This is a genomic window from Methylobacterium sp. Leaf469 (genome assembly GCF_001424745.1).
Classification (GTDB): Bacteria; Pseudomonadota; Alphaproteobacteria; order Rhizobiales; family Beijerinckiaceae; genus Methylobacterium.
The window spans coordinates 42,788-68,603 of sequence record NZ_LMRE01000007.1; the positions used below are offsets into that span (position 1 = coordinate 42,788).

Below are 25,816 nucleotides of genomic sequence, written 5' to 3' on the forward strand. Positions count from 1 at the left end.
CCGAAGCGCCACCGATCCGCGTCCGAGGGCCGGTTCGGAGGGCCGCCCGATCCCTAAACGGCGGCCTTGCGGCCCTTGGCGACGACGGGCGCCGGCGGCCGGCGGGCGAGGACGTCGCGCAGGAAGCGCCCGGTATGGCTCTTCTTCGCTTGGGCGATCTGCTCGGGAGTCCCCTCGGCCACGACCACGCCGCCGCCGTCGCCGCCCTCGGGGCCCATGTCGATGACCCAGTCGGCGGTCTTGATGACTTCGAGGTTGTGCTCGATCACCACCACGGTGTTGCCCTGGTCGACGAGCTCGTGGAGAACCTCCATGAGCTTGGCGACGTCGTGGAAGTGCAACCCGGTGGTCGGCTCGTCGAGGATGTAGAGGGTCCGGCCGGTGGCCCGCTTCGACAGCTCCTTGGACAGCTTCACCCGCTGGGCCTCGCCGCCCGACAGGGTGGTGGCCTGCTGGCCGACCTTGACGTAGCCGAGCCCGACGCGGGCCAGGGTCTCCATCTTCTCCCGGATGGTCGGTACCGCCTTGAACAGGTCGGCGGCCTCCTCGACGGTCATGTCGAGGACGTCGGCGATGGAGCGGTCGCGGTACTTCACCTCCAGGGTCTCGCGGTCGTAGCGGCGACCCTTGCACACGTCGCAGGTGACGTAGACGTCGGGCAGGAAGTGCATCTCGATCTTGATGACGCCGTCGCCGGAGCAGGCCTCGCAGCGCCCGCCCTTGACGTTGAAGGAGAAGCGCCCGGCCTGGTAGCCCCGCGCCTTGGCCTCGGGCAGGCCGGCGAACCAGTCGCGGATCGGCGTGAACGCGCCCGTGTACGTGGCCGGGTTCGAGCGCGGGGTCCGCCCGATGGGCGACTGGTCGATGTCGATGACCTTGTCGAGGTTCTCCAGGCCGTCGAGGCGCTCGAACGGGGCCGGGTGCTCGTGCGCGCCGTTCAGGGTCTTCGCCACGGACTTGTAGAGCGTATCGATGATGAGGGTCGACTTGCCGCCGCCCGAGACCCCCGAGACGCAGGTGAAGGTACCGAGCGGGATGTCCACCGAGACGTTCTTGAGGTTGTTGCCCCGCGCGCCCACGAGGCTGAGCTTGCCCTTCTTCGGCTTCCTCCGGGCGGTGGGCACCCGCACGCTCATCTCGCCGGTGAGGTACTTGGCGGTGAGCGAGGCGGGGTTCTTCAGCACCTCCGCGGGCGTGCCCTGCGCGATGATCCGCCCGCCATGGATGCCGGCCCCGGGGCCGACATCCACCACGTAATCGGCCTGCAGGATCGCGTCCTCGTCGTGCTCGACGACGATGACCGAGTTGCCGAGATCGCGCAGGCGCTTGAGGGTGCCGAGCAGGCGCTCGTTGTCGCGCTGGTGCAGGCCGATGGAGGGCTCGTCCAGCACGTAGAGCACGCCCGTCAGCCCAGAGCCGATCTGGGAGGCGAGCCGGATGCGCTGGCTCTCGCCGCCCGACAGGGAGCCCGAGCCCCGCCCCAGGGTGAGGTAGTCGAGGCCGACATCGATGAGGAAGGTGAGCCGGTCGCGGATCTCCTTGAGGATGCGGAAGGCGATCTCGTTCTGCTTGTCCGTGAGTTTTTCCGGGAGCTCGGAGAACCACCTGTGCGCGTCGCGCACGGAGAGAGACGTGATCGCGCCGATGTCCTCCATGGCGATCTTCACGCACAGCGCCTCGATCTTGAGGCGCTTGCCGGTGCAGGTGGCGCACGGGGTGGCGCTCATGAACCGGGCGATCTCCTCGCGGGCGGTGTCGCTCTCCGTCTCCTTGTAGCGCCGCTCCAGGTTCGGGATGACGCCCTCGAACGGCTTGTTAACCTCGTAGGCGCGCATGCCGTCGTCGTAGGCGAAGCGCACGGAGTCCCGGCCGGTGCCCTGCAGGATCACCGTGCGCGCCGTCTCGGGCAGCTCGGCCCACGGCACGGTGGTCTTGAACTTGTAGTGCCGGGCCAGGGCATCCAGGGTCTGGCCGTAATAGGGCGAGGTCGATTTCGCCCACGGGCCGACGGCGCCGCGCTTGAGGCTGAGCTTGGCGTCCGAGATCACGAGTTCGGGGTCGATGCGCATCTCGTGGCCGATGCCACCGCAGGTGGGGCAGGCGCCGAACGGGTTGTTGAACGAGAACAGCCGCGGCTCGATCTCCGCGATGGTGAAGCCCGAGACCGGACAGGCGAACCGCGACGAGAAGGTGATGGGCTCGCGCGCGGCCTCGCCCTCGGGGGTGTCGGCGAATTCGATCAGCGCGATGCCGTCGGCGAGATCGAGGGCGGTCTCGAAGGAATCGGCGAGGCGCGCGGCGATGTCGGCCCGCACGACGATGCGGTCCACCACCACGTCGATGTCGTGCTTCACCTTCTTGTCGAGGGCCGGCACGTCGTCGATGGCGCAGTACTCGCCGTCGACGCGCAGGCGCTGAAACCCCTTCTTCTGGAACTCGGCGATCTCCTTGCGGTACTCGCCCTTGCGGCCGCGCACCACGGGCGCGAGCAGGTAGAGCCGGCTCTTCTCCGGCAGGGCGAGCACCCGGTCGACCATCTGGCTCACGGTCTGGCTCTCGATGGGCAGGCCGGTGGCGGGCGAGTACGGAATGCCGACCCGCGCCCACAGCAGACGCATGTAATCGTAGATCTCGGTGACGGTACCGACGGTGGAGCGCGGGTTCTTCGAAGTGGTCTTCTGTTCGATGGAGATCGCCGGCGAGAGCCCGTCGATCTGGTCGACGTCGGGCTTGCCCATCATTTCGAGGAACTGGCGGGCATAGGCCGAGAGCGACTCGACGTAGCGGCGCTGGCCCTCGGCGTAGATGGTGTCGAAGGCGAGCGACGACTTGCCCGAGCCCGACAGCCCGGTGAACACCACGAGCCGGTCGCGCGGGATCGTCAGGTCAATGTTCTTGAGGTTGTGCTCACGCGCGCCGCGCACGGAAATCACGCGGGCGTCCCGGGCGCCGTCGAACAGCTTCTCGATGTCGGCCTCGACCTTCTCGACTTCCGCTTGCCGGGCGGCGGCTCTGGCTTTGGCTTTGGCCATGGAATCTCTTCACGCTTCGGGTCGGTTCGACAGGCTTCGCATCCGCCGGCCACCCGCATGTCGGGCGTCGGGTGTCCGAGACAAGGTGCCGCCACCGGCCGTGCAAGTCCGGCCGGTGGCGGGCTGGACGGGCGGAAACGCCGACCGGCATCGGCTTCCACGATATCATTCGGAACAAAATGAGTACACGGACGATGTGGGGCATCAACGCCTGCGATCGCGACGGGCGTATCGGATCGCGGCGTCGCTACGGCCGCCGCGCTCGTCGGGTCCGGCCGGACGGATCGCCACCTGAGGCGGATCGTATCCCCCCGCAACGATCGAGGAGGGCCTCCGTTGACTGCCCGTGCGCCGCCTCCTGCGGCCCGGGTGCCACGCTTCGCTCGCTCTCGTTTGGAGACCCGCATGAACATCGCCTCGGCCCTCGGTCTGACCTCCGGCAAAAAGGTCCGCTACGCCTTCGTCGCTCTTGGTGACATCACCCAGGAAGCCATGCTGCCCGGCGTGGCCCACACGGGCAATTCCGAGGTGGTGGCCTTCGTCACCGGCGACCCCGAAAAGGCGTCCGGCGTCGGCAAGCAGTACGGCGTCACCGCTTCCTACACGTACGACCAGTTCGACGAACTCCTCGCCTCTGGGACCATCGACGCGATCTACCTCGCGACGCCGAACTGGCGCCATGCGGAGTTTGCGATCCCGGCCCTCAAAGCCGGTATCCATGTGCTCGCCGAGAAGCCCCTGGAAGTGTCGACGGAGAAGTGCCGCGCGATCCTCAACGTCGCCGAGACCTCGCCGGCCAAGCTGATGGTGGCGTACCGCCTGCATTTCGAGCCCGCCACCCTGGCGACCATCGATCTCATCCGCTCCGGCAAGCTCGGCGACCTTCTCACCTTCTCCTCGACCTTCACCCAGATGGTCTCGCCGGAGAACCACCGGGCCCGGAACGGCGTCGAGGCCGGCCCGATCTTCGACATGGGGCCGTATCCCGTGAACGCCGCCCGCTACGTCTTCGGCGACGAGCCGACGGAGGTGGTCTCGGCAGTGGGCGTCCGGCACCCGGATGCGGGCTTGGGCGATTTCGACGACACCGTGGCGGTCACCCTGCGCTTTCCCGGCAACCGCCTCGCACAATTCGTCCTGTCCTATTACGGCAACACCCTCGACACCTACGCGGTGGTCGGCACGAAGGGCAGCGTCGAGGTCAATCCCGCCTACATGTACGGCAAGCCCCTGGAACACACCGTGACTCTCGGCGAATCGAAGAGCCACGCAAGCTTCAAGAACACCGACCATTTCGGCGGGGAGCTGAAGTACTTCTCCGACTGCATCCTCGAGGATCGCAAGCCGGAGCCGGACGGCGAGGAGGGCTACGCCGACGTGCGCGTGCTGGAGGGCATCGTCCAGGCCCTGAAGACCGGCGGCCCCGTGGCCCTCGAACCGTTCACCCGCACCAAGCGCATCGATACGAAGGCACAGGAAGAGACCTTGCGCGCCCAGAAATCACCGGCGCTCGTCAACACCTCGAACCCGGGCAAGGGCAAGGACAAAGTCCCGAAGAACTGACCGCCCCCCGCAGACCCCGACGATGACTCTGGAACGCGATTCGACCATGCACAAGGGAACGAGCGGCGACCCGGACCGCGCGGATGAATCAGGTCGGAGTTCCGGCGCTGAGGTTCCGATCCAGGACTACGCCGCCCTCGGCGACGGCCGGTCCGTGGTCCTCGTGGCGCCGGACGGGACCGTCGCGTGGTGGTGCGTGCCCGAGATGGACTCGCCGCCGCTGTTCGACAGCCTGCTCGACCCGGAGGCCGGGGGCTACTTCCAGATCACTCCCGAGGGCGCGACCCGCGTCGCACGGCATTACCGCCAGGACAGCAACGTACTGGAGACGGTGTTCGCCTCCGACACGGGCCGGGCGCGGCTCACCGAGTCGCTCAACAGTTCCACGGCCGGACGCCTGCCCTGGTGCGAGCTCGCCCGCCGCATCGAGGTGCTCTCAGGCACGATGACCTTCCGCATCCGCGCGGTGTTCGGCACCCGCGGCGACACCGCCTCGCCCTGGCTGCAGCCGACCCCCAACGGCTGCGTGTTCCATGTCGGCCCGGTCCTCGGCCTGTTCCGGTGCAGCGACAACGTCACGATCACCGAGGAGGCGGACCGCACCATCGCGGCGACCGTGACCCTGACGGCGGGCGAGCGCGCCACGGTGGCGCTGCTCGCCGGCGAGGACGAGCCCCTGGGCGTGCCGGCGATGGACGAGATCGACCGGCGCATCGACATCAGCGACGGTGCCTGGCGGGCCTGGGCCGAGAGCCTGCGCTATGCGGGTCCGTACCGCGACGCGGTCCGGCGCAGCGCGCTCGCGCTCAAGCTGCTGCTGTACTCGCCGAGCGGCGCCATCGCGGCGGCGGCCACCACCTCGCTGCCCGAGCGCATCGGCGGCCCGAAGAACTACGATTACCGCTACGCCTGGATCCGCGATGCCGGCTACGCGGTGAACGCCTTCCTGCGGGTGGGCGCGATGCCGGAGGCCAAGGCGGCGTTCTCGTGGCTGATGAACCGCCTCGACCGGCACGGCCCGCAGGTTCTCTACACCCTGTGCGGAGATGTCGGCCCCGAGGAACAGACCCTCGACCTGCCCGGCTATCGCGGCTCCCGTCCGGTACGGGTCGGCAACGGCGCCGCGCTCCAGCACCAGCACGGGATCTACGGCGACATCTTCGAGACGGCGGCCCTGTTCGTCGCCGACGGCAACATCCTCGACCAGCGCAGCGCCATGGTTCTGTCCGGGCTCGCCGACCAGAGCGCCGATCGCTGGCGGCAGAAGGATGCGGGCATCTGGGAACTGCACGAGCCGCAGCACTACACCATGTCGAAGATCAGCGCCTGGCAGGGGCTGGCGCGCGCCGTCGAGCTCGCCGAGGCCGGGCACCTCCCCTCGACCTGCGTGCCGCGCTGGAAGCGCGAGCGCGACCGCATCGCCGCCTGGGTGGAGGCGCATTGCTGGTCGGAGACGCGGGGCGCCTACACGTTCTATCCCGGAACCGAGCGCCTCGACGCCTCCATCGCCCTGGCCGTGCGCTTCGGCTTCGACGGGCGCGACCGGCTGTCGGCCACCCTCGACGCCGTGCGGGCGGAACTCGGGCATGGCCCGTTCCTCTACCGCTACTCCGGGGCGGAGCGGGAGGAGGGGGCGTTCCTCGCGTGCTCGTTCTGGGTGGCGGAGGCCCTGGCCGAACTCGGGCGCCAGGACGAGGCCGAAGCCGCCTTCGCGGCCGTCCTGGGGGCCCTGCCGCCCGGCGTCGGCATCCTGAGTGAGATGGTCGACCCGGTGACGGGGGACGGCCTCGGCAACACGCCCCAGGGCCTGAGCCATCTCGCCCTGATCCACGCCGCCTGCACCCTCGGGGGCGACCGGGCGGACCCGGTCCGGTTCCGCCTGTGAGGCATCCGGATGCAGGACAAATTCACTTAGACATAGGTTAAATCAGGCAAGCGAGGCTTTATCGATCCGCGGCGTCGAACAATGCAGCAATCAAAACACGTTGGAGAAGGCCGTTCATTGCCCGGAACGTTCGCGGACCGATGCGGTTGATGGAGGAAACCAAGGGAGATTCCTCATGTCGGCACCCAGCAGCTTGAAAGACGTCTATCTCGACGAATTGAAGGACAGCTGGTCGGCGAACGACCAGATGGTCCGCGTCGTCCAGCAGCTCAGCCAGAAGGCCAGCGACGGGACGCTGAAGCAGATGCTGGACGGGTCGGTCGACGGCATCAACAAGCACACGGGCATTCTCAAAGCGCTCATCGAGCAATGCGGCGGAACCGTCGAGCCCGAGCATTGCAAGGGCATGGAGGGTCTGGTCAGCGAGGCGCGTAAGCACGCCGGCGAAGAGGCGCCGCAGGACGGCAAGCTGCGCGATATCGTGATCATCGCGCAGTATCAGCGCATGGCCCATTACGGCCTCGCGGGTTTCGGGTCCGCCGCCGCCTACGCCAAGGCGCTGGGCAAGTCCGACGACGAGGCCAAGCTCAAGCAGGCCGTTTCGGAGATCTACAAGGGCGACGCCTTCGCGAGCCACCTTGCCGAGACCTTGCAGGGGGTCGCGACCGCCTGACGATCGCCGTCGCGGTCGCCCGGGGTCATACGTCACGAATGGGGTCGGGCCCGACGCCCGGCCCTTCCGGCGTTCGGCCCCTGTCGTGTCGGTCACGGGCGAAAGCCGGGAACACACCCGAGCGTCGCGGCTTGATCTCTGCATTTCAGCGGGAGAGAGCACCATGAGCCCAGGCGAGACCCACGACGCGTCCGAGACGAAGTCGGACCAGACGCAGCCCACCCCCCAGCAGCCCCCCAAGGGCGAGCCGCATCCGGCGATCCCGCAGGAGGACGATCCGGAGATCGAGAAGACCGAAGAACAGCCGAGCTGACGCCCCCCGCCCGAGAGACGAGGCAGAGTTCATGAACAGTGCACCGGACGGTTCGGTGATCCGGCGTGAATCACCGCGCCCGGATCTTCTGGCTTTCGAGATCAAGGACCGGATCACAAAGGCGGATATCGAGTGGATGTCGGCCGTCACCGACGAGGCCATGAAGAGCCTCGACACCATCGACATGCTGATCGTTATGTCGAACTACGAGGGCTCCGACCTCGGCGCGACCTTCGACGGCTACGCGGCGAGCGTGAAGGCGCGCTCGCTGGCGCACATCCGGCGCTACGTCGTCGTGGGTGCGCCGGCCTTCGCAAAGGCGATGATCGACCTGTCAGGCTTCGTCATGCCGGTGGAGACGAAAACCTTCGATCTCGCGGACGAGGGGGCGGCTTGGGCCTGGCTCGCGAACCCGCCGACGACCAAGGCGTAGACGCTGCCCCTCAGACCCGTCCGGTGCGCGTCGGACCGCGCATCGGAAGGGATTTTAGCGAGCGGCGGTCGCCTCGGCATCCGCCACGATCCGAATGGTGCGCGCGGCGTTAAGGGGCTTTGCCACGACCACGAGGTTCGGCGTGGTGGTGAGGTCGCTGACACGACGCACCTTCTGGGTGTCGCGGGCCTGCTCGCGGAAGAGCGGCGGGGTCAGGTACGTCGCCTCGCCAGCAACGGCGGCGCTCGCCACGAAAGCGGCCGACACGAGGGTGGCGAGGGTGAGGGCGGTCATGGCGCGCATGGGAAAATCTCCGTTTGGGCAGCTCAATGCCGCCCGATGAAGTGATTAGACCACGCTTTTGTGCGGTGCGGTATGCTGTTTTTGCAGCGCACTATAGCGCCGAGCCGGGGTCGCGGATCAACTATAGCGCCGATCCTATATTGCAGAGCACAGGAGAGATTGGCTCGAGCCATGCTCCCCGCGCATTCCCCAGGGTTTCGTTAATTTTCAATGCAAAAATAACTTGGTCGAGGCGAAAGTTTTTCTTCTCAGAGGCGGCAAATCCCAGACTCCGGTAACCCGATCGGCATTTTCGGGCCGGTCGACCGGACCGACGGGTCGGGCCACTGGCACGCGTCTCCACCATCGCCGGTCGCGGCGACGTCTGCCCCGGGAGGCACGCTGCGATGGTCCGATCGGCCACGCTCGGTCCGCACGGCCCCGTGGGTGGTCCTCCTCGGACCTTGGCCGCACGCCATCCGCGAGTCGCGGGCCATCCCCACCCGCACGGCTACCAGGGTTCATCACTGAAACCGCACCGCACGCAATCATGTGGCGAGTCAAATCCGTGGATCACAACCAAACGAAGCATCGGTTCGCGGTATTGTTCGCCTCGACGTGCGATGAAGTTTGCATCAATTAGGATTAAAAATTAGGCATTTCATCGTGCGCAAACACGACGTTTACATTCGTAATGCAGTCAGAGCGGGACTTCTTCTTCTGGGTTGCTCCGATGCTCGGTTCCGTTCTCTCGTCCCTCCGCGGCCGAATTCTCCTCGTCGCCCTGGCGCCGTGCCTCGCCTTCGCCGTGGTGGCGAGCATTGCGCTCTCCGGGCGAATCGAAGAGCGCGGCCGTATGGTCGAGGTGGAGCGCCTTCTCGGCCTCGCGGGTCATGCCGGCGGTTTCGTGCACGAGGCCCAGCGCGAACGCGGCGCCTCCAGCCTGTATCTCGGATCGAAGGGTATCCGGTTCCGCGCCGAACTCGACGCCCAGCGCGGCCGAACGGATGCAAGCCGCGAGCGTCTCATGACGAGCTACGCCTCGATGGAGACGGGCGCCGCCGGCGGACTCGCCTTAAGGGGTAGAACCCTCGCCGCCGCCCTCGCGGGTCTCGCCGCCCACCGTCAGGCGGTGGACACCCTCGCCCGCAGCCCGGCCCAGAACCTCGCGGCCTACACCGATCTCATCGCCAAGGCCCTCGACCTCGTGCGGGACATGTCCCAGGTCGCGGACGACGCCGCCCTGAGCGCCCGCGTCTCGGCCTATTCGTCGTTCCTGTCCCTCAAGGAACTCGCCGGCCAGGAGCGTGCGACCGGGGCCGCCATCATCGGCAGCGGCCAGCTCGATTTGCCGGGATTCTCGCGGCTGACGGCCCTCGGCGCCGGTCAGGCGATCCACGAAACCCTGTTCCGCCTCGCCGCCGATCGCGCGCAGGCCGAACTCCTCGACGCCGTCGCCACGAGCCCGGCGGCCCGGGAGGTCGAGCGCCAGCGCGCGATCGTCCTGGCGACGATCCCGGGCCAACCCCTCGGCATCACCGATGCACCGGGCTGGTTCACCGCCGCGACGCAGCGCATCGACGCGCTCAAGGGGATCGAGGATCGACTCGTCGACGATCTCGGGCGCGCCGCGGCAGCGGCACGTTCGGGCGTGGAGCGTAGCGCCGTCCTGTGGTTGAGCGCCAGCGTGGCGACCCTCGCCCTGTCCTGCCTCGTCGCCTTCGGCTTCGGCACCGCCATCGCCCGTCCGCTCACCCGGATCGCCGATGCCCTGTCGGCTATCGGGCGCGGCGCGGATGCCGGCCCGCTTCCCACGAAAGGCCCCCGCGAGGTCATGGCCATCGCTCGCGCGGCCGCCGAGTTCCGCGACAGCCTGAGCGAGGGCCGGCGCATCCGTGCGGAGTCCGAGCAGTTGACGCACGCTTCGGCGGCCGAGCGGCGCCAGGCGATGCTCGCCCTCGCCGACGGGTTCGAGGCGCGGGCCGGCGGCATCGTCGAAGCGGTCTCGGCGGCCTCGGCCCAGCTCGAAGGCGCGGCCTACGCCCTGTCGCAGGCGGCCAACGATACCTCGACCTTGAGCGGCGCCGTCGCCAGCACCTCGCGGAATGCGGCACTCAGCGCCGATACGGTTGCGGCGGCGACGGAGGAACTCAGCGCCTCCGTGCGCGAGATCGGCACTCGCGTCGAGACTTCCGCCACGGTGGCGGCCCAGGCCGAGCGCGATACCGCCCGCATGGGCGAGGACGTGCGCCGCCTCGCGGCGGCGGCCGGCAGCATCGGCGAGATCGTCGGGCTCATCTCCAGCATCGCCGGCCAGACCAATCTGCTCGCCCTCAACGCCACCATCGAGGCCGCGCGGGCCGGCGACGCTGGCCGAGGTTTCGCAGTGGTCGCCGCCGAGGTGAAGGAACTCGCCAACCAGACCACTCGGGCGACCGAGGAGATCGCCGCCAAGGTCCAGGAGATCACCGCTTCCACCTCGGCGTCCGTCGAGACCATCGGGGGCATCGCCACGGTGATCCAACGCCTCAGCACCCTGTCGCAGGACATCGCCGCGGCGGTCCAGCAGCAGGACGCGGCCACCCAGGAGATCGCCCGCACAACAATCCTCACCTCTGACGGCACCCGCCAGGTCTCGACCCACATCGCCGGCGTCAGCGAGGCGGCGGAGTCCGCCCGCTCGGGCTCGGACCAGGTGCTGACCGCCGCCAGCGACCTCGCCCGTCAGGCCACGAGCCTGCGCGCCGAGGTCGACGGGTTCCTCGCCACCGTACGGGCGGCGTGAACCGAACGGGAACGATACGCTTTCCGCTTGATCAGTTCGGCAGGGTGGTGAAACGCCGGTCCCCTCTCCTGGAAGGAGAGGGAGCACCGACACGACCGTTCGATCCGAGATGATCAACCGGAGGCGGTATGAGACCCCGTGCCGAGAATTGGCAGCTCGGGAACTCCCGATCGACGTCCCGATCCTTCGATACCCCAGATCGGGGGCCTTCGGCACGTCGAGGGCCGAGACCCAGGATCAATCCGGGTCTCAGGTCCGCGTCAAGGGGCCTGGAAGACTTCTTCGACCCATCCTGTGCGGAGCCAGGCCGGCATGCGGGCGTGGCAGCGGAACCCACGGTCGCGGGCGAGGTCCGCGACGACATTCTGGCGGTGGTCGCCGTTCTGGACGGCGGATTCCTGATTGATGCTGAGGAACAGGCCGCCGGGGCGGATACGGTCGAGGTAGCGTCCGGCATCCGCCGGCGCCATCTCGGGCATGCTGTCGATGTTGATCACCACATCCCAATCGGCAAACCGGTCTGCGCCTCCCGCGTAGGCGTTCACCAGGGCGATACCGGGCTCGGTTCGGTGGCCGAAGCCGACCACGTCCGCTCCGAACGCGGTGGCGAGCAGGATGTATTGCGGCACGAGGACCGGCGGCAGGTCGATGATGGCGAACCGCTCGCAGCCCATCCGCCGGGCGTAATAGGCGAGGTGGCCGGAGCCGCCACCGATCTCGAGGAGTGCGGGAGACCGAATCCCGAAATCGCGGGCGATCCGGTGGGCGCGCAAAGCCCCATAGATCCCGTCGAAGTGCCGATCGGAAAACGTGCCCTTGGCGAGTTGGACGCCGAACAGTTCGCCGGCCTGGCGGGGCGGGGTCAGGTCGCTCCCGATCCGATCCTCGATGGCTGCGAACAGGGCATCGAGTCCGTCGAGGACGAACTGCGTCTGGCCGTGCTCACGGCTCTGGACGCGCCCGGCACCGACGGCCTCCGAGAGGCGTACGAGCCGATCGAGGATGATCCGTCCGACATGGAGGCGCGCCGCCGGATTGGACGTGAGGGATTCGTGGACCATGTGGCCCTGGAGGAACCCGTGGGTCAGGGGCGTCGCGTAGAGCCGTTCCTCCACACGCGCCGCACGCACCGGGTCGTCGCCGGCGAGGTCGGCGAGACTCTCGCCGTAGAGTTCGGCATAGTCGCTCCAGAGCGAGGCATCGAGTCGTGCGGCCGGTGCCAAGCTCCGAACGTACGCACGAAGTCGCGCCTGCGGATCCGGATCGAGGCCGACACCGGTGCCGAATCCGAAGAGCTCGTCGCACAATCCCGTCCAATCGGGACGCCGGGAAAACGGATGCGACACGCGGGGGCTACTCCTGTTGCCCCGTTCTACAACCCCAGAGCAGAACGGCCAAGCCTTGGCGGTCGAGCCTCGGGGGCCACGTCGTGATGGCCGCTCCGATCCGCTCGAGGGGACGGGCTGATCCGAGAGAGGCCGAACCATCTCACAGAGGCCAGATCACCTTACAAAGGCCAAGTCACCTCATAGAGGCCAAGTCATCCGGTCCTCGGCCGCGTGACCGCCGATGCTCAAGGCCGGACGCGTCGCACCGGGCTGGCGCAGGGGGTGGTCGAGGACGTGGAGGCCGTACATCTGTTCGAGCCAGGGCTCGTCGACGAAGGGCCGCCGGTAGCGCAGGGTGCGTAAGGTATCGATCTTTCGCGACGCCGAGGCGCCCTGGTTGAACTCGTCGATGGCGAGCAATTGCCCACACCAGCGGTTGCGGAACAGGCTGCCGATGCGGGCCGGGCCGCCGATGGTGTCGTCGAAATAGGCCGGCACCACGGGAAGCAGGCAATCGGCCTTCGCCTCCGAGAACAGGGTGAGGCAGTCGACGCTGGAGCGGTAGATGTCGACATCGACGCTGACGAAGCCCACCGGCATCGCAGGCGTCAGCCCCCTGATGAAGCCCGGCAGGGTCTCGGCGATGTCGCCCCACACCATGGTGGCGTGCTCCGACAGCGCCTCGGGGTCGCGGGTCGGGAAGTCGCCCGCCTGCCAGATCTCGGGATGGTCTCGCACATCGACCAGGGGCGGCAGGCCCGCTCCGGTGTCGAAGCCGAAAATGGTGAATCGGACGCCCGTCACCGCCGTCACCTTTGCGGCGAGCTCCGACAGGGCGCGCAGGCCTGCGCCCTCGGCGACGCCGAACTCAATGGCCGCCACGTGGTCTATTCCTGAAAAGCGCGCGACATCAGCCGCCGTCAGCAGGCCGAACAGGTAGAACGGCCGCGCCTCGACGTCGTAGCGCGCCCGCTCGCGCAGGTCCGTGGAGGCGGCGGCGCGGGCGCGCTCGGCGAGGAGGAACTCCGGATAGCGTCCGTTGAGCGGCGGAAGGGCCTCAGACAGGAGACTTCTCCTCGTGCGACTGCCACTGCACCGTGCGGGGCGTGGCGTCGCCCTCTTCGGCATGGCGCGAATAGTAGAAGAACGCGAGGGACTTGCGGGTGCGCCCCTCGGGGCAGGCCAGCGGCTCGGGGTGGCCGTGATGCGAGGTCGACAGGGTGCTGAACACCGCGAGCCGGTTGAAGTGCGGCATCACCCGGGCCTCGCACTTGGTGGCGTCGCGGTTCCAGAGCTGGAGGTCGCCGCCCCAGGATTCGTCCCAGTCCTTGTTGAGGTAGAGGATCGCGTTGAGCTTCCGGTAGAGCCCGAACGGCTCGATCATGTTGAAGTCCGCGTGCACCCGGAGTTTTCCACCCGGCAGGATCTGGTGCATGCCGCCGCCGTTGAGGCACGGGTCGGAGATGAGGTCCTTGAGGCCCGTCAGCGTCTCCAAAAAGTGCAGGAACGTGTACGAATTGAACGCGTAGCACATGTTGTGGATGAGCGGCGGTGCGCCCTCCATCCGCGAGGCGTGGCGCACCCCGAGCTTCTTCGGCTGGTTGACCGTATCGCCCGCCTTCCAGTCGAACCACACCGGATCGTCCACCCCCGGATAGGCGGCGTGGATGCGCTCGGCCACGTCGGCGGGCAGGAAGTCGTCGATCACCACGTGCGGGAATGGGTGCGCGCCGTTGTAGCCGGCGGCGTAATGCGCCGCCTTCTCCTGGAGGAACGCGTCCTCGAACTTGAAGAAGGGCTCGCCCACAGGGGGGAGGGGAGCCGGGGCCGCTCGCTTGAAGAGGTTCAGCATCGACGCGATGTCTCGAAAGGGTGGGGCAAGCGATGTCGGTCCGCGCCGTGGCGGAATCGTGACGCTCACAACAGGGAGGCGATGAGCGCCTTCTGGCGCGGCAGGCAATGGCCGTGGAGGTCGTAGCGCTCGAGGATGGTGCGGCGCGCCTCCAGCCGGATGGCGTCGTAGTCGCGCGGGCGCTCCAGCACGGCGCGGACCCGCTCGGCCAACGCGTGGGCATCGTGGAAATCGACGAGCAGGCCGTTGTGGCCGTCGACGATCACCTCCTCCACCGGGGGGGTGCGCGAGCCGATCACCAGGCACTCGGCCGCCATGGCCTCCAGCATCGACCAGGACAGGAAGTACGGGTACGTCAGATAGATGTGCGCCGCGCTCACGTAGAGCACGTCGAGGAAGGTGGTGTAGGGAACCCGCCCGAGGAAGTGGACGCGGTTCGCATCGATCTCCAGCTCGGCGAGCAGGCGCTGCCGGTGGGTCTCGCCGTTGGGCAGCGGGTTGCCGTAGGCCGGCTCGTCGGCCCCGATGATCACGAAATGTGCCTTCGGCCGGGTCTTGCACAGCTCGGCGATGGCCCGGATGGCGGTAGGGAAGCCGCGCAGGGGCTCCAACCCGCGCCCGACATAGGTCACCACCTCGTCCGCGCTCGTGAGCACCCGCCCGTCGGGGAGAGTGAGCTTGCCCCGGGCCGGGCGGCGGATCGACACCGTGTCGATCCCGTCGTGGATCACGTTGAGCTTCTTCTGGATCGAGGCCGGATAGCTCGCATATTGATAGTGCATCGGCGTCAGGCCGGCGTCGCACAGCTCGGCCGACATCACGTTGGCGGTGTTCTTCATCCGGAACACGAACGGCGCGTCGCGGTCCACGGGCTCGGTGGGGGAGAACGAGGCCAGGGGCTGGGCGCGAAGATACCACTCGAAATAGCCGAGCACCGGCACCTTCGGGTAGAGGTCCTTGACGTACAGGAGCTCGCCCCAGCCCACGTGGCCGATGATGAGGTCCGGCACCACCTTGAGCTCGGTCTGGAGGTGGAGGAGCGCCTTCGTGACCTTCTGCGCGTAGGTGAACTGCGCCATCACCGGCATCTCGTTCTTGACGTCGATCTGGTACTGGACCCGCTTCGTCCCCATCGATTCGCCCTGCCCGGCGGTGATGAAGTAGACGTCGTTCCCCGCCGCCGCCATCGCGGGGGCGAGGTTGCGGAACTGCGCCGGGATGTTCTGATGCACGAAGGCGAGTACGGGCTTTTTCGACACGCGCGGAACTTTCAGCGGCTCAACAATCGACGCGCCCTATAGCGCACCGCCACATTCTCGGCCATTGCGCCCTGTAGCGACGGGGACCGAACGAGGGACCGAGGACCGATGCAACACCTGTTTTCGCGTTTCCTCGCGAAACCCGCGGCGAAGTTGGTTCCGGCCGAGGCCCCCGGAGTGGCCCCGCAGGCCGCCACCACCCTGCCGCCCCTCAACATCCGGTATTACACCGACTACCCCACCTGCAACCTCGCCTGCTCCTATTGCGTGGCCGGCCACGGCACCACGTTCCAGAAGCCGCCGACCTCGAAGTGGGACCCCGCGCGCTACCGCCGCGTCATGCACAACATCGCGCAGCTGCCCTATGCGGTGAACATCCGCATCGGGGTGGGCGGCGAGTTCTTCGTCTCCAAGGATCTGGTGGACGGCGCCCGCACCCTGTCGCAGAGCCCGAACCTCCACGCCCTCAACCTCATCACCAACCTCACCCTGTCGGTGCCGCAGTTCGAGAAGACCTTCCAGGGCTTCGACGAGGCGAAGATCGCCATGGTGGCGAGCTTCCACCCCGAGCAGATCAAGGACCACGAGGCGTGGTTCGACAAGGCGGCCGAGTTCAACCGCCGCTACGATTTCGCCGTCATCATGGTGGCGTTCCCCGAGGCGCTGGACGTGCTGGCCGACTACAAGGCCCGCCTCAACGCCCGCGGCGTCGACGTGTTCATCCAGCCCTTCGTCGGCCCCCACCAGGAGAAGTGGTACCCGCAGGCGTATTCGGACGCCGAGCGCGCGCAGATCAAGGCGATGATCTACTCGCGGCACGATTACGAATACCTGCTCAACGCCAAGCGCCCCGGCGCCTGCAACGCCGGCTACCGGGCGATCTTCATCGACCCCATGGGCGTCGTCACCCCCTGCGGCATGGGCAAATACCACGGGTCGCTCGGCAACCTCGCCGAATCACCCGAGATCACCCTGCGCGACGGGCCCGCACCCTGTCCGTTCTCCTCGTGCCAGTGCGATACGGAGAACGTGAACACCGTCGAGTTCCACACGCACTACGAGAAGAGCGGCGCCAACCAGCACCGCTACCGCTACCGCTTCGAGGACCTCGCGGCCCTCGACGAGCGGTACGACGAGTGGAAAATCCATTACTGAGAAAAAAACAAGCCGGCTCATGGGCTTGTTCATTGCCTGAACGTCCCATTCAGGCGGAACTCTGTGATACTTCCACAACACGAATTTGAGGATTTCAGAGGCCTGTGCGGTTAACCCAAAATCCGGTTGCACCGCGCCCGGTTCTCTGAAAAAAGAGCCCAACCTTAAACGGAACACTCCTCTCGAAGGGGTCCCCGCGGTGGGTGTCGAGGCACTGGCAAGAATAGCCGGGCTGCGAAGCGAATTTCTGTAGAAGACCCCAGGAGAGCTTTATGGCTAATTTCTTCTTCGACGGGACGGCTAACGTCACCGCCGCCAAGTCCGACAACGTTCTCATCACCGCCAACCCTGCTCTGTTCACCAGCGAGGCCCAGGTCGGCGGCAACGTCGTCATCACCTACACCAATGGCACGACCCTCACCGTTACGGGCGCTTCGCTTGCCGACGGCTCTACCGCACTCCCGGGCGTGCAGCTTGCGAGCGGCACTTTCTCGTCGGGATCGACGGCTGCCATCACTTCCACCACGCCGAACGCACTCATCTTCGCTCCGAACGCCGGTGCAGGCGTCATCGACGTCAGCGGCGGTGGCACGGCTACCAGCATCAAGACCGTTTTCGGCGGCCTGGGTGTCTCGGATCCGAACGATACGGCGGATGCCATCCAGATCGGCGGCAAGGGCAGCTTCCTGGTCTACGGAAACGCCGGTGCTGACACCATTACGCAGGCTGGTGCTGCGGCTGGCGCTTTCGACTCCACCAGCTTCGTGACTGTCTTCGGTGGCAAGAATGATGCTGCCGGCCTGCAGGCCGATACCATCACCCTCGCTAATGCCGGCAACTTGAACGCAAAGTTTGCAGTTTACGGCGGTGAAGGCACCGATACGATCTCGGTCTTTAACACGGGCGCCAACGCCAACACGGCAATCTTTGGTGGTCAGGGTGCGGCCGACTCGCTCGACAGCGCTGACACGATCACCTTCAATGGTGGCGGTACGGTCAACATCTTCGGTAACGCCGGCAACGATACCATCAACGTTGGTACGGGCACCGCTCTCGATTCGACCTCGAACGTGACTGTTCACGGTGGCCTTGGTGCTGATGGAATCACGATCGCTGCTGGCGGAACGGCCGGCGGAGAGATCAAGGTCTCGATCACTGCTTTCGGTGACCAGAACGATTCGACGACCGGTGCTGACTCGATCACCATTTCCGGTAATGGCGGTTCTACAACGATCTATGGTGGCGTTTCCGCTGCTGACTCGGCCGATGGCGCTGACGTCATCAGCTTCTCGGGTCAGGGAACGACCTTCATCTATGCTGCTGGTGGAAACGACACCGTCGTCGTGAACACCGCCGGTACTCTTTCGTCCGCTGCTGGCGTCGTGGCTGGCGGTACCGCCGTTGCTGCGAACAGCGCTAGCGTAACCAACGTATTCCTTGGTAACGGCAACGACTCGATCAACGTTCTCAATGCGACTGCTGATCGGGGCTTCACCACGGTTGCTGGCGGCGCTGGTAACGACTCTTTCGGGATCGGTAGCACTGCTGATAGTGCGACCCTCGGCGCAGTTGGAACCGGCCTCACGGTAACGATCACTGACTTTGGTACCGGCAACGACACCCTCCAGATCAACAACGGTGTTGTTAACGGTCCTGCTGCTGCTGGCCCCCCCATCGTTGCGACCACCAGCGCTCCGATTGCCATCGCTGCGCCGGCCACCGCCTTCGGTACTCTTCAGGCTGCGCTCAACGCTGCTGCGAGTGCTGGTACCGGATCGGCAAACGCCGCCGGAACTGCCGGAGCTGTCGGTGTTGTGGTGTTCAATAGCGATACCTACGTTGTTGTTAACAACTCGGCTGCTCTCGTTGGTGGAAACGCCTTCGATGCAGCAACTGACTTCGCTGTGAAGCTGACGGGCGTTTCGCAGGCATCGGCTGCCACTGCTGCTCTGATCACTGTTGTCTAATATTTAGACCTCAGCAGCTGGAAGAAGGGGGCGGTTTTACCGCCCCCTTTTTTGTCTGCTCTGCCCAAATTTCGCCAAGGCAAATAATCATTTATATGATTGAGATATGCCTTGCGTGAATGATCACGGACGGCTGTCAACGTGAGCATTAAACTTGACCCAGGAACATAGTTGACATGCCTTCGCCAAAGACGAACTTACTCGACCAGACCCTTCGTACAGCAACTAGGCCTATGGCCTACGCGTTTATTTTTAGTTTCGTGACCAATATACTCTATCTCGCGCTACCGCTTTACATGATCCAGCTTTCTGGTCGTGTATTCGCTAGCCAAAGTATTGCGACGCTTATTATATTGGCCGTAAGCGTAACGGGTGCGTTCATTGTCTCGACGTTCCTCGATCATTACCGTAACAGTGTTTTGATTAACTTTGGCGTTCTTTTTGATCGCCAAATGGCAAGCCATGTCTTTGGTGCTCTATTTTCTGGAGAACTCAATCATACTGGAACGCAAAGCCAATCTGTTCGTGACCTTGATGCATTCCGGCAAACCATGACCGGCAGTAGTATGGCGGTCTTTTTCGATTTGCCATGGGCGCCAATTTTTATGGCTGCCTTATTCTTTATAGATCCATGGGTTGGTATACTATGCTTGTTTGGTGGCCTGATACTATTAGGACTCGCAGTTCTACAAGATCGTGTATCTCGCAAAGCACTTACTCAAGTGAATGACGCCGCACGTCGTGGCTACACCTTCACAGACATGGCCTTACGCAATGCTGAAGTTGTGCGTGCGCTTGGGATGCTACCCGCTCTAACCAAGCGGTGGCAGATTGATCGGCAAATTCTTATCAACGGACAGGCTCATGCGAGCGAATTAGCGGGACTGATCGGCGACTTAATCAAGTTCACTCGCATGCTGATTCAGATTATGGTTCTGGCATTAGGAGCGTTCCTAGTCTTGAAACAAGTGATCGGGCCAGGGGTTCTGTTCGCTAACATGATACTGTCATCTAAAGCTCTTGCGCCATTTGAGCGTGTCGCTGGATCTTGGCAAGGCCTTGTTGAAGCTGGACAGATTTACAAGCGACTGGCGAAACTGCTTGATAACTACGAGCCCAACCCAATCACCACGGCGATGCCGCGCCCTTCTGGTCTGCTCGAAATCCAGAACGTGACCTTCCAGCTACCCAATATGAAGGCGCCACTACTTAGGAACATCTCGTTCGCGCTGCGGCCCGGCGAAGCCCTCGGCATCATCGGCCCCTCGGGCGCCGGCAAGTCGACCCTGACGCGGATGCTCATCGGCATCTGGAAGCCGACGGAAGGCCATGTCCGCCTCGATGGCATGGACGTCCATGCGTGGGACCGCGCCGCCTTCGGCCGCCATGTCGGATACCTGCCCCAGGACACGGAGCTGTTCACCGGCACCGTGCGCGACAACATCGCCCGGTTCCGCACCGACGTGTCCGACGAGGCCGTGACCCGCGCCGCCCAGGACGCCGGCATCCACGACCTCATCGTCCGCCTGGAGAAGGGCTACGAGAGCGAGCTCGGCGCCTCCGGGACCACGGTGTTCTCCGTCGGCCAGCGCCAGCGCCTCGGCCTCGCCCGGGCACTGCTGGGCGACCCCAGCCTCGTGGTGCTGGACGAACCCAACGCCAACCTCGACACCGAGGGCGAGGCCGCGCTCCTCGACGTGCTCGGCGCCCTCAAGGCCCGCGGCGTCACCGTGGTCATCGTCTCCCACCGGGCGTCCGTGTTCCGGCACGTGGACAAGATCCTGTTCGTGCGCGGCGGCGAGGTCCAGTCGTTCGGCGACCGCGACGTGATCCTGGGCCAGCTCATGCAGCCCGCCGGCGTCCCCGGCACCGCCGAAACCCGCGCCGCCCCGCCGCCGGCCGTGGCGCAGGGGTAGGGCCACCCGCACCTGCCACACGGCAGGGCACCTCGGAGCCGAGCCGGGACTCCCTCTTCTGGAAGGAGAGGGGGACCCGCGCCCGATCCCTGCTTCGTTAGGGATTCCCGCAAGGGGAGGGAGGGGCGCCCAACATCGGCCGCAGAGCGGCCCCACCACACGGTTCAGACCGATCGCCCGAAAAGGCAGCCCCGATGAAACTCCCCGCCAATCTCGGCCAGACCGTGGGCACCGCCATCGGGCGGATCGTGCCCGTGAAGATGCCGGCCTTCGCCCTGGCGCCGGCCGCCCCCATCCCGCATTCCGCCGACGAGGCGGAGATCCTGCGCGAACTCGAAGCCCGGGTGAGGAAGCCCATCGTCGCCGGCATGGCCGTGGTGGTGGTGTTCGTCCTCGGCACCTTCGTCTGGTCGGCGGTGGCGAGCCTGCACGGCGCCATCGTCACCCCCGGCTACCTCCGGGTCGAATCGAGCCGCAAGACCATCAAGCACCGTGACGGCGGCGTGGTCCGGGAGATCCTGGTCAAGGAAGGCGCCGTGGTGAAGCAGGGCGACGTGCTGATCCGCATGGACGACGCCATGCCGCGCGCCCAGGCCGAGGTGCTGTCGAACGGCCTCGACGGTCTGCTGGTGCAGCGCGCCCGCCTCTACGCCGAGCGCGACGGCGCCGACAGCATCACCCTGCCGAAGGAGATCGTGGCCCGGGCGTCCGAGCCCGACATCGCCATGATGATCCGCGACCAGGAGAACCTGTTCAAGACCCGCAAGGCCTCGATGGAGAGCCAGTTCGACGTGCTGCGCAAGCGCATGGACCAGTCGCAGACGCGCCTCGCCGGCCTCGACGCCACGATCAAGTCCATCGAGAGCCAGTCCGCCCTGATCCAGGACGAACTCGTGGGCGTGCAGTCGTTGTACGAGAAAGCCCTGGTGCCGAAGGCCCGGGTGCGCCAGCTCGAACGCTCGGCCGCCGAACTCGTCGGCAACCGCGGCGCCCAGATCTCCGAGGTCGCCCGCACCAAGGAGCTGATGTCCGAATCCGAGTTCCAGATCGCCAGCATGCGCCAGACCCGCTACGCCGAGGTGGCCGAAGCGCTCCGCGACGTCCAGGCCAAGATCAACGACACGCTGCCCCGCCTCCACGCCGCCCGCGAGACCCTCGACATGGTCGAGGTCCGCGCCCCAGACGACGGCTACGTTTTGAACCTGACCCAGTTCACCAAGAACGGCGTCGTCACCCCCGGCGAGCGCCTCATGGACCTCGTGCCCACCGACGCCCCCCTGGTGGTGGAAGCCAAGCTCAAGCCCGACGAGGCCTACGAGGTCACCCAAGGCATGAAGGCGCACATCCAGCTCGCCACCTACGAGGCGCGCCAGCTGCCGCCGATCCCCGCCACCGTCACCAAGGTCTCGGCCGACCGCCAGCAGGACCAGCGCACCGGCGAGCCCTACTTCACCGTGGAGCTCTCCATCGAGCCCGAGGCCCTCAAGGACCTCGTCAAGCACATTCGCCTCTACCCCGGCATGTCGGCCACCGCCATGATCGGCACCGGCGAGCGCACGGTCCTCGACTACGTCACCAGCCCGGTCCGCGATTCGCTGAAGGGCGCCCTCAAGGAGCGCTAGGCGCGCGTTGGGGAGCGCTCGGCGCTCCCCTCAGGGACGATCGGTCGAACGGCGCCGCAGCCATCCCAGCGGCGCCGTTTTCTTTTGGGCCGCCGCCCGCTCGGCCTCCAGTTCGGCGATGCGCACGTCGCGCTGCGCCAGCTCATGTTGCGCCGCAACAAGATTTTGCTGCGCCGCAGCAATCTCGGCCACGAGGCCGGGAATCCGGTAGTTCTGTTCCTGTGCGTCCTGGAAACCCTTGTTCGTCGCGGCGAGCGCCGGGATGAACGCACCGCACGCCGTTCCGAACGCCGCGTGCACCCGGTCCACAATGGCTGAGTCCGGGCCCTGCGCCGTTCCATCCGGGGCTTGCGCCGTTCCGCGTGCATAGGCCGTAACGGCGTCGCGGAGCCATTCGTGCAGGTGTTCGAGGCTGCCGGACTCGGCCCGGCTGCGCCGCAAGGCGGGGTCCACGAAGGCCCCGAGCGCCGCGAAATCCGCCTCCGCCAGGCGGGGCAGGGGGAGCTTCAGGGCGTCGACGACGCGCCGCATCTCACCGCGCTCGTCGGCCAGAAGGTCTTCATAACGCACGACAATCCGGCGCAGACCCCGGCTCCCGCGCTCGCCCTCCAGCATATACCGCAGCCACGCCATATGGCTGTTGGGCAGGGGAAACCCGTCGCGCGCATGGAGCGACCGGGCGACCTCGTCCGGGTGCCGGAACGGCAGTACCGCCACCACCTCCAGGTCCAGCACAGCTGCCACCCGCCGCCACAACGCCACCAACTGACAAGTCCGCGGATCCTTCACAACGAAGAGCGGCGCGTCCCCGAACTCCGCCCGAACGATGTCGACGAGCTCGTCGACGAAGGGCTGGGCGGCCGGCGAGTCGTACCAAGTGTCTGGAAACGCAGCCCAATCCCACCAGTGCATACCCGCCGAGGCGAGCACCCGATCGTGCAGCGCGACGATCTCCTTCGGCTCGAAATGCCCTTTCGGGTTGTCGTCGGACAGCCCGAGCCCCGTTGCCGGCATGGTCGCTCCGAGCACGCCGAGCGCTCCCGCCACGGTGGACGTCCCGCTGCGATGCATCCCGATCACGAGGACGAGGGTCCGCCGCGGGCGCTCAGATCCGGATCCCGTCACGCTCATTCCACACTCACCTCACCATCCCGGGTTGGGATCCTGTTCACCGATACCAGTGCTCTTGAACGATCCCAAGCGCCTGCCCGAACTGAGCCAAGGCTCAGACGGTGGCAGGCCAAACGCCACTGCACCGCTCCGGGTTTCCCGGAGGCCATTTGGTTTGGGTCAGGCGGCCAAGGCTTGTGCCTCGGCCTTGGTCTAGTAGCGCGCTTCTGCCTCGGCGGGAGGCACGTTGCCGATCGGTTCGAGCAGCCTGCGGTGATTGAACCAATTCACCCATTCGAGGGTGGCATACTCGACGGCCTCGAATGATCGCCATGGTCCGCGCCGATGGATCACCTCGGCCTTGAACGGGCCGATTACCGTCTCGGCGAGCGCATTATCGTAGGAATCTCCGGCGCTACCGACGGCGGATTCGATGCCGGCCTCGGCAAAGCGCTCTGTGTAGCGGATGCTCACGTATTGCGAGCCGCGATCCGAATGACCGACAAGGCCGCTACCGGTGGAGGGGCGACGCTCGTGCAGGGCCGGCACCAAGGCATCGAGCACGAAGTCGGCCCGGGCGGAGCGCGATACACGCCAGCCTACGATTCGGCGCGCGAAGACGTCGATCACGAAGGCCACGTAGACGAAACCGCCCCAGGTTACCAGGTAGGTAAAATCCGCGACCCACGATCTGTTCGGGCACGCGGCCTTGAACTGCCGGTTTGGCCTGCCCCGTGAAAAGTGGTCCTCCCCGAGGTATGGATTTGCGCCATGTGGAGGGTGTCATCATGGGACGGAAGAAGCATACGGCTGAAGAGCTTGTTGCCAAGCTGCGGCGATGAAATCCTTCGATCGGGGTTCTAGTGCACTGACGCGATCAGAGGATTCACGTGGTGGGTGACGTGTGCGCGTCTGTGCGATGGCCCAGACCGTTTGCGTGCTCCTCGATGACACCGCCCGCTAGTGCACTGACGCGATCAGAGGATTCACGTGGTGGGTGACGTGTGCGCGTCTGTGCGATGGCCCAGACCGTTTGCGTGCTCCTCGATGACACCGCCCAGTCACAGCTGACCGAGATCGCCGGGGATCGATCACGGCCCCTCAAACACATCCTGCGGGCCCGTATCGTTCTGCTCTCGGCCGAGCGTCTCAACGTACAGGACGTGGCCCGGCAGGCCGGTGTCAGTCGGCCCGCCGTCTGGCGCTGGCAGCAGCGCTTTGCTGAGGAGGGCGTCGAAGGCTTGCTGCGCGACAGGACCCGCCCGCCAGGCATCCCACCCCATCCGACCCGAACGGTGGCCAAGGTGCTGGCGCTGACCTGCTCGGAGCCCCCCGGCGAGGTGACCCACTGGACCGGGCGCGCCGTCGCCCAGCAGACCGGGATCTYGTTGCGCTCCGTGCAGCGGATCTGGCAGGCGCATCGCCTGCAACCGCATCGGGTTCGCACCTTCAAACGATCCCACGATCCGGCCTTTGCCGAGAAGGTCGAGGATGTGGTCGGCCTCTACATGGATCCGCCCGCCCATGCGGTCGTGCTCTCCATCGACGAGAAGAGCCAGATCCAGGCCCTGGAGCGCACCCGTCCCGACCAGCCGCTCRRACCAGGGCATCCCGCCGCCCAGACCCATGACTACAGCCGTCACGGCACCACAACCCTGTTCGCCGCCTTGAACGTCTTGGAGGGCACCGTGCTCGGCCGCTGCATGCAGCGCCATCGCCATGGCGCGTTCATCCGCTTCCTGAACGCGGTCGAGGCCGCCGTGCCGGCGGGCAAGGTGATCCACGCGGTGCTCGACAACTACGGCAGCCACAAGCACCCGAAGGTCCGCGCCTGGCTCGCCCGCCATCCGCGATGGACTTTCCACTTCACCCCGACATCGGAAAGGTCCAGACCCTTCGTCTGGACCAAACCCGCCGCTGCCATCTTCGACGCTCTCAACCGAACCCCTGAACCATCCGTCTGAGTCAGTGCACTAGGATAGGTAGATCCCGTTATAGCCCGAGCAGAGGTAAGCTAGGAAGCAGGCCACCGCGAGGTAGACCCCATGGGTCGCGCCGAACAGCTCGATACCCATCAGCGTGCATCCGAACCGGTAGGCGCCGGTCAGCATCACCGAGGCGGCGATAAAGAGTTCGGTGAAGGTCACCTGGAAGGTGATCAGGGCACCGAGCCACGAGATGGTCATGAATGGGTCCCGGGGTCGGCCCGCCCGCTCCTATCACCGCCGGCCGACCCGTTCACGGATTTCGTCGCATCCGACCTTCATCGATCCCCCGGGATTGACCACCGGGAGGCAATCGCGAATAAGCCTCCCACGGTAATGGTGTCTGCCGGGCCTTGAGCCGAACCGCCGATCCCTGATGCGGCTGATGACTCCTACTTTTCGCGCTTTTGCGAATTGGAGGACTCATGCGCGCGTCGTTCCAAAACCTGTTTCACGACCTCGATCTCGCCGGCTTCCTGCGGACACGCCGGTCACACGCCATCTCGGTGGCGCGCTGGTCGGCCATCCTGGTGCCGATGGCCGTCGCCGTGGGGACCCTCTGCGCCGCGTTCCTGTGGAGCCTCGACGAGGCCACCCAGGCGCGCTTCGACCATCCCTGGCTCCTATTCCTGCTGCCCTTCGGGGGCTTCGCCGTC

General features: G+C 66.1%; 19 protein-coding genes, 2 pseudogenes and 1 riboswitch. Of the genes and pseudogenes, 12 read left to right on the forward strand and 9 right to left on the reverse strand.

Annotated features, from left to right (window positions below; all coding sequences use genetic code 11):
* Positions 1–53 precede the first annotated feature (53 nt).
* Positions 54–3,032 (reverse strand): excinuclease ABC subunit UvrA, encoded by a 2,979-nt coding sequence (uvrA, locus tag ASG60_RS06610; protein ID WP_056360128.1) that lies wholly within the window; start codon positions 3,030–3,032, stop codon positions 54–56.
* A gap of 405 nt (positions 3,033–3,437) precedes the next feature.
* On the opposite strand from uvrA, the gene ASG60_RS06615 reads away from it, so the two are divergent.
* From ASG60_RS06615 to ASG60_RS06630, 5 genes are all read left to right on the forward strand, one after another.
* Positions 3,438–4,595, forward strand: coding sequence for a Gfo/Idh/MocA family oxidoreductase (locus ASG60_RS06615; RefSeq protein WP_056384599.1), 1,158 nt, complete (start codon positions 3,438–3,440; stop codon positions 4,593–4,595).
* A gap of 22 nt (positions 4,596–4,617) precedes the next feature.
* Entirely contained in the window at positions 4,618–6,480 is a 1,863-nt protein-coding gene (locus ASG60_RS06620; protein ID WP_244476592.1) for a glycoside hydrolase family 15 protein, read from the forward strand.
* A gap of 175 nt (positions 6,481–6,655) precedes the next feature.
* Positions 6,656–7,153: a ferritin-like domain-containing protein gene (locus ASG60_RS06625; RefSeq protein ID WP_056268319.1), complete on the forward strand. Its 498-nt coding sequence runs from the start codon at positions 6,656–6,658 to the stop codon at positions 7,151–7,153.
* A 163-nt stretch (positions 7,154–7,316) separates the two neighbouring features.
* Complete coding sequence (locus ASG60_RS22560; protein WP_156368854.1) at positions 7,317–7,466, forward strand: hypothetical protein; 150 nt, start codon at positions 7,317–7,319, stop codon at positions 7,464–7,466.
* A 31-nt stretch (positions 7,467–7,497) separates the two neighbouring features.
* Entirely contained in the window at positions 7,498–7,899 is a 402-nt protein-coding gene (locus ASG60_RS06630; RefSeq protein WP_056384601.1) for an STAS/SEC14 domain-containing protein, read from the forward strand.
* 54 nt (positions 7,900–7,953) lie between these two features.
* Here the strand turns inward: ASG60_RS06630 and ASG60_RS06635 are convergent, their stop codons facing one another.
* Complete coding sequence (locus ASG60_RS06635; protein ID WP_056384603.1) at positions 7,954–8,202, reverse strand: hypothetical protein; 249 nt, start codon at positions 8,200–8,202, stop codon at positions 7,954–7,956.
* A 712-nt stretch (positions 8,203–8,914) separates the two neighbouring features.
* Here ASG60_RS06635 and ASG60_RS06640 point away from each other — a divergent pair.
* On the forward strand, positions 8,915–10,966 hold the full coding sequence (locus ASG60_RS06640) for a nitrate- and nitrite sensing domain-containing protein (protein WP_056384633.1): 2,052 nt from the start codon (positions 8,915–8,917) through the stop codon (positions 10,964–10,966).
* A 260-nt stretch (positions 10,967–11,226) separates the two neighbouring features.
* Here ASG60_RS06640 and ASG60_RS06645 read toward each other — a convergent pair whose 3' ends face one another.
* From ASG60_RS06645 to ASG60_RS06660, 4 genes are all read right to left on the reverse strand, one after another.
* A complete protein-coding gene (locus tag ASG60_RS06645) occupies positions 11,227–12,312 on the reverse strand; it encodes a hypothetical protein (protein ID WP_162244779.1) in 1,086 nt (361 codons plus the stop codon).
* Between the two features lie 180 nt (positions 12,313–12,492).
* Positions 12,493–13,422 (reverse strand): hypothetical protein, encoded by a 930-nt coding sequence (locus ASG60_RS06650; protein WP_156398823.1) that lies wholly within the window; start codon positions 13,420–13,422, stop codon positions 12,493–12,495.
* Positions 13,352–14,146, reverse strand: coding sequence for a 2OG-Fe(II) oxygenase (locus tag ASG60_RS06655; protein ID WP_056384608.1), 795 nt, complete (start codon positions 14,144–14,146; stop codon positions 13,352–13,354). Before ASG60_RS06655 ends, ASG60_RS06650 begins: the two co-directional genes overlap by 71 nt.
* Positions 14,147–14,211: 65 nt before the next feature.
* On the reverse strand, positions 14,212–15,405 hold the full coding sequence (locus ASG60_RS06660; RefSeq protein WP_082531645.1) for a glycosyltransferase: 1,194 nt from the start codon (positions 15,403–15,405) through the stop codon (positions 14,212–14,214).
* Between the two features lie 108 nt (positions 15,406–15,513).
* Between ASG60_RS06660 and ASG60_RS06665 the strand changes: the two genes are divergently transcribed.
* The 4 genes from ASG60_RS06665 to ASG60_RS06680 all read left to right on the forward strand — a co-directional run bounded on the left by ASG60_RS06665 (position 15,514) and on the right by ASG60_RS06680 (position 22,065).
* Positions 15,514–16,560 (forward strand): radical SAM protein, encoded by a 1,047-nt coding sequence (locus tag ASG60_RS06665; protein WP_056384609.1) that lies wholly within the window; start codon positions 15,514–15,516, stop codon positions 16,558–16,560.
* Between the two features lie 272 nt (positions 16,561–16,832).
* Positions 16,833–18,527, forward strand: a complete 1,695-nt coding sequence (locus ASG60_RS06670; RefSeq protein WP_056384611.1) for a calcium-binding protein — start codon at positions 16,833–16,835, stop codon at positions 18,525–18,527.
* Between the two features lie 233 nt (positions 18,528–18,760).
* Positions 18,761–20,443 carry a type I secretion system permease/ATPase gene (locus ASG60_RS06675; RefSeq protein WP_200947655.1) on the forward strand — a complete coding sequence of 561 codons (1,683 nt, stop codon included), beginning with the start codon at positions 18,761–18,763 and terminating at the stop codon, positions 20,441–20,443.
* Between the two features lie 194 nt (positions 20,444–20,637).
* Positions 20,638–22,065 carry an HlyD family type I secretion periplasmic adaptor subunit gene (locus ASG60_RS06680; RefSeq protein ID WP_056384615.1) on the forward strand — a complete coding sequence of 476 codons (1,428 nt, stop codon included), beginning with the start codon at positions 20,638–20,640 and terminating at the stop codon, positions 22,063–22,065.
* 30 nt (positions 22,066–22,095) lie between these two features.
* Here ASG60_RS06680 and ASG60_RS06685 read toward each other — a convergent pair whose 3' ends face one another.
* The gene (locus ASG60_RS06685; RefSeq protein ID WP_156398825.1) at positions 22,096–23,112 is read right to left on the reverse strand and encodes a hypothetical protein; all 1,017 of its coding nucleotides are present in this window, start codon (positions 23,110–23,112) and stop codon (positions 22,096–22,098) included.
* A gap of 276 nt (positions 23,113–23,388) precedes the next feature.
* Positions 23,389–23,904 (reverse strand): annotated as a pseudogene (locus tag ASG60_RS06690) (IS3 family transposase); the annotation flags it as partial.
* A 290-nt stretch (positions 23,905–24,194) separates the two neighbouring features.
* On the opposite strand from ASG60_RS06690, the gene ASG60_RS06695 reads away from it, so the two are divergent.
* Complete coding sequence (locus ASG60_RS06695) at positions 24,195–25,139, forward strand: IS630 family transposase (protein ID WP_056384619.1); 945 nt, start codon at positions 24,195–24,197, stop codon at positions 25,137–25,139.
* Positions 25,140–25,148: 9 nt separating this feature from the next.
* On the opposite strand, the gene ASG60_RS06700 is transcribed toward ASG60_RS06695, so the two are convergent.
* On the reverse strand, positions 25,149–25,361 hold the full coding sequence (locus ASG60_RS06700) for a hypothetical protein (RefSeq protein ID WP_056384621.1): 213 nt from the start codon (positions 25,359–25,361) through the stop codon (positions 25,149–25,151).
* 122 nt (positions 25,362–25,483) lie between these two features.
* Positions 25,484–25,562: riboswitch (Fluoride riboswitch) on the forward strand.
* A 23-nt stretch (positions 25,563–25,585) separates the two neighbouring features.
* On the opposite strand from ASG60_RS06700, the pseudogene ASG60_RS06705 reads away from it, so the two are divergent.
* Positions 25,586–25,816: pseudogene (locus tag ASG60_RS06705) on the forward strand (voltage-gated chloride channel protein); the annotation flags it as partial.

Bases quoted from the DNA above. Each gene is read 5' to 3' on its own strand.
- uvrA (WP_056360128.1), bottom strand. From the start codon at position 3,032: ATGGCCAAAGCCAAAGCCAGAGCCGCCGCCCGGCAAGCGGAAGTCGAG.
- ASG60_RS06615 (WP_056384599.1), top strand. From the start codon at position 3,438: ATGAACATCGCCTCGGCCCTCGGTCTGACCTCCGGCAAAAAGGTCCGC.
- ASG60_RS06620 (WP_244476592.1), top strand. From the start codon at position 4,618: ATGACTCTGGAACGCGATTCGACCATGCACAAGGGAACGAGCGGCGAC.
- ASG60_RS06625 (WP_056268319.1), top strand. From the start codon at position 6,656: ATGTCGGCACCCAGCAGCTTGAAAGACGTCTATCTCGACGAATTGAAG.
- ASG60_RS22560 (WP_156368854.1), top strand. From the start codon at position 7,317: ATGAGCCCAGGCGAGACCCACGACGCGTCCGAGACGAAGTCGGACCAG.
- ASG60_RS06630 (WP_056384601.1), top strand. From the start codon at position 7,498: ATGAACAGTGCACCGGACGGTTCGGTGATCCGGCGTGAATCACCGCGC.
- ASG60_RS06635 (WP_056384603.1), bottom strand. From the start codon at position 8,202: ATGCGCGCCATGACCGCCCTCACCCTCGCCACCCTCGTGTCGGCCGCT.
- ASG60_RS06640 (WP_056384633.1), top strand. From the start codon at position 8,915: ATGCTCGGTTCCGTTCTCTCGTCCCTCCGCGGCCGAATTCTCCTCGTC.
- ASG60_RS06650 (WP_156398823.1), bottom strand. From the start codon at position 13,422: ATGCCGAAGAGGGCGACGCCACGCCCCGCACGGTGCAGTGGCAGTCGC.
- ASG60_RS06655 (WP_056384608.1), bottom strand. From the start codon at position 14,146: ATGCTGAACCTCTTCAAGCGAGCGGCCCCGGCTCCCCTCCCCCCTGTG.
- ASG60_RS06665 (WP_056384609.1), top strand. From the start codon at position 15,514: ATGCAACACCTGTTTTCGCGTTTCCTCGCGAAACCCGCGGCGAAGTTG.
- ASG60_RS06670 (WP_056384611.1), top strand. From the start codon at position 16,833: ATGGCTAATTTCTTCTTCGACGGGACGGCTAACGTCACCGCCGCCAAG.
- ASG60_RS06675 (WP_200947655.1), top strand. From the start codon at position 18,761: ATGGCCTACGCGTTTATTTTTAGTTTCGTGACCAATATACTCTATCTC.
- ASG60_RS06680 (WP_056384615.1), top strand. From the start codon at position 20,638: ATGAAACTCCCCGCCAATCTCGGCCAGACCGTGGGCACCGCCATCGGG.
- ASG60_RS06700 (WP_056384621.1), bottom strand. From the start codon at position 25,361: ATGACCATCTCGTGGCTCGGTGCCCTGATCACCTTCCAGGTGACCTTC.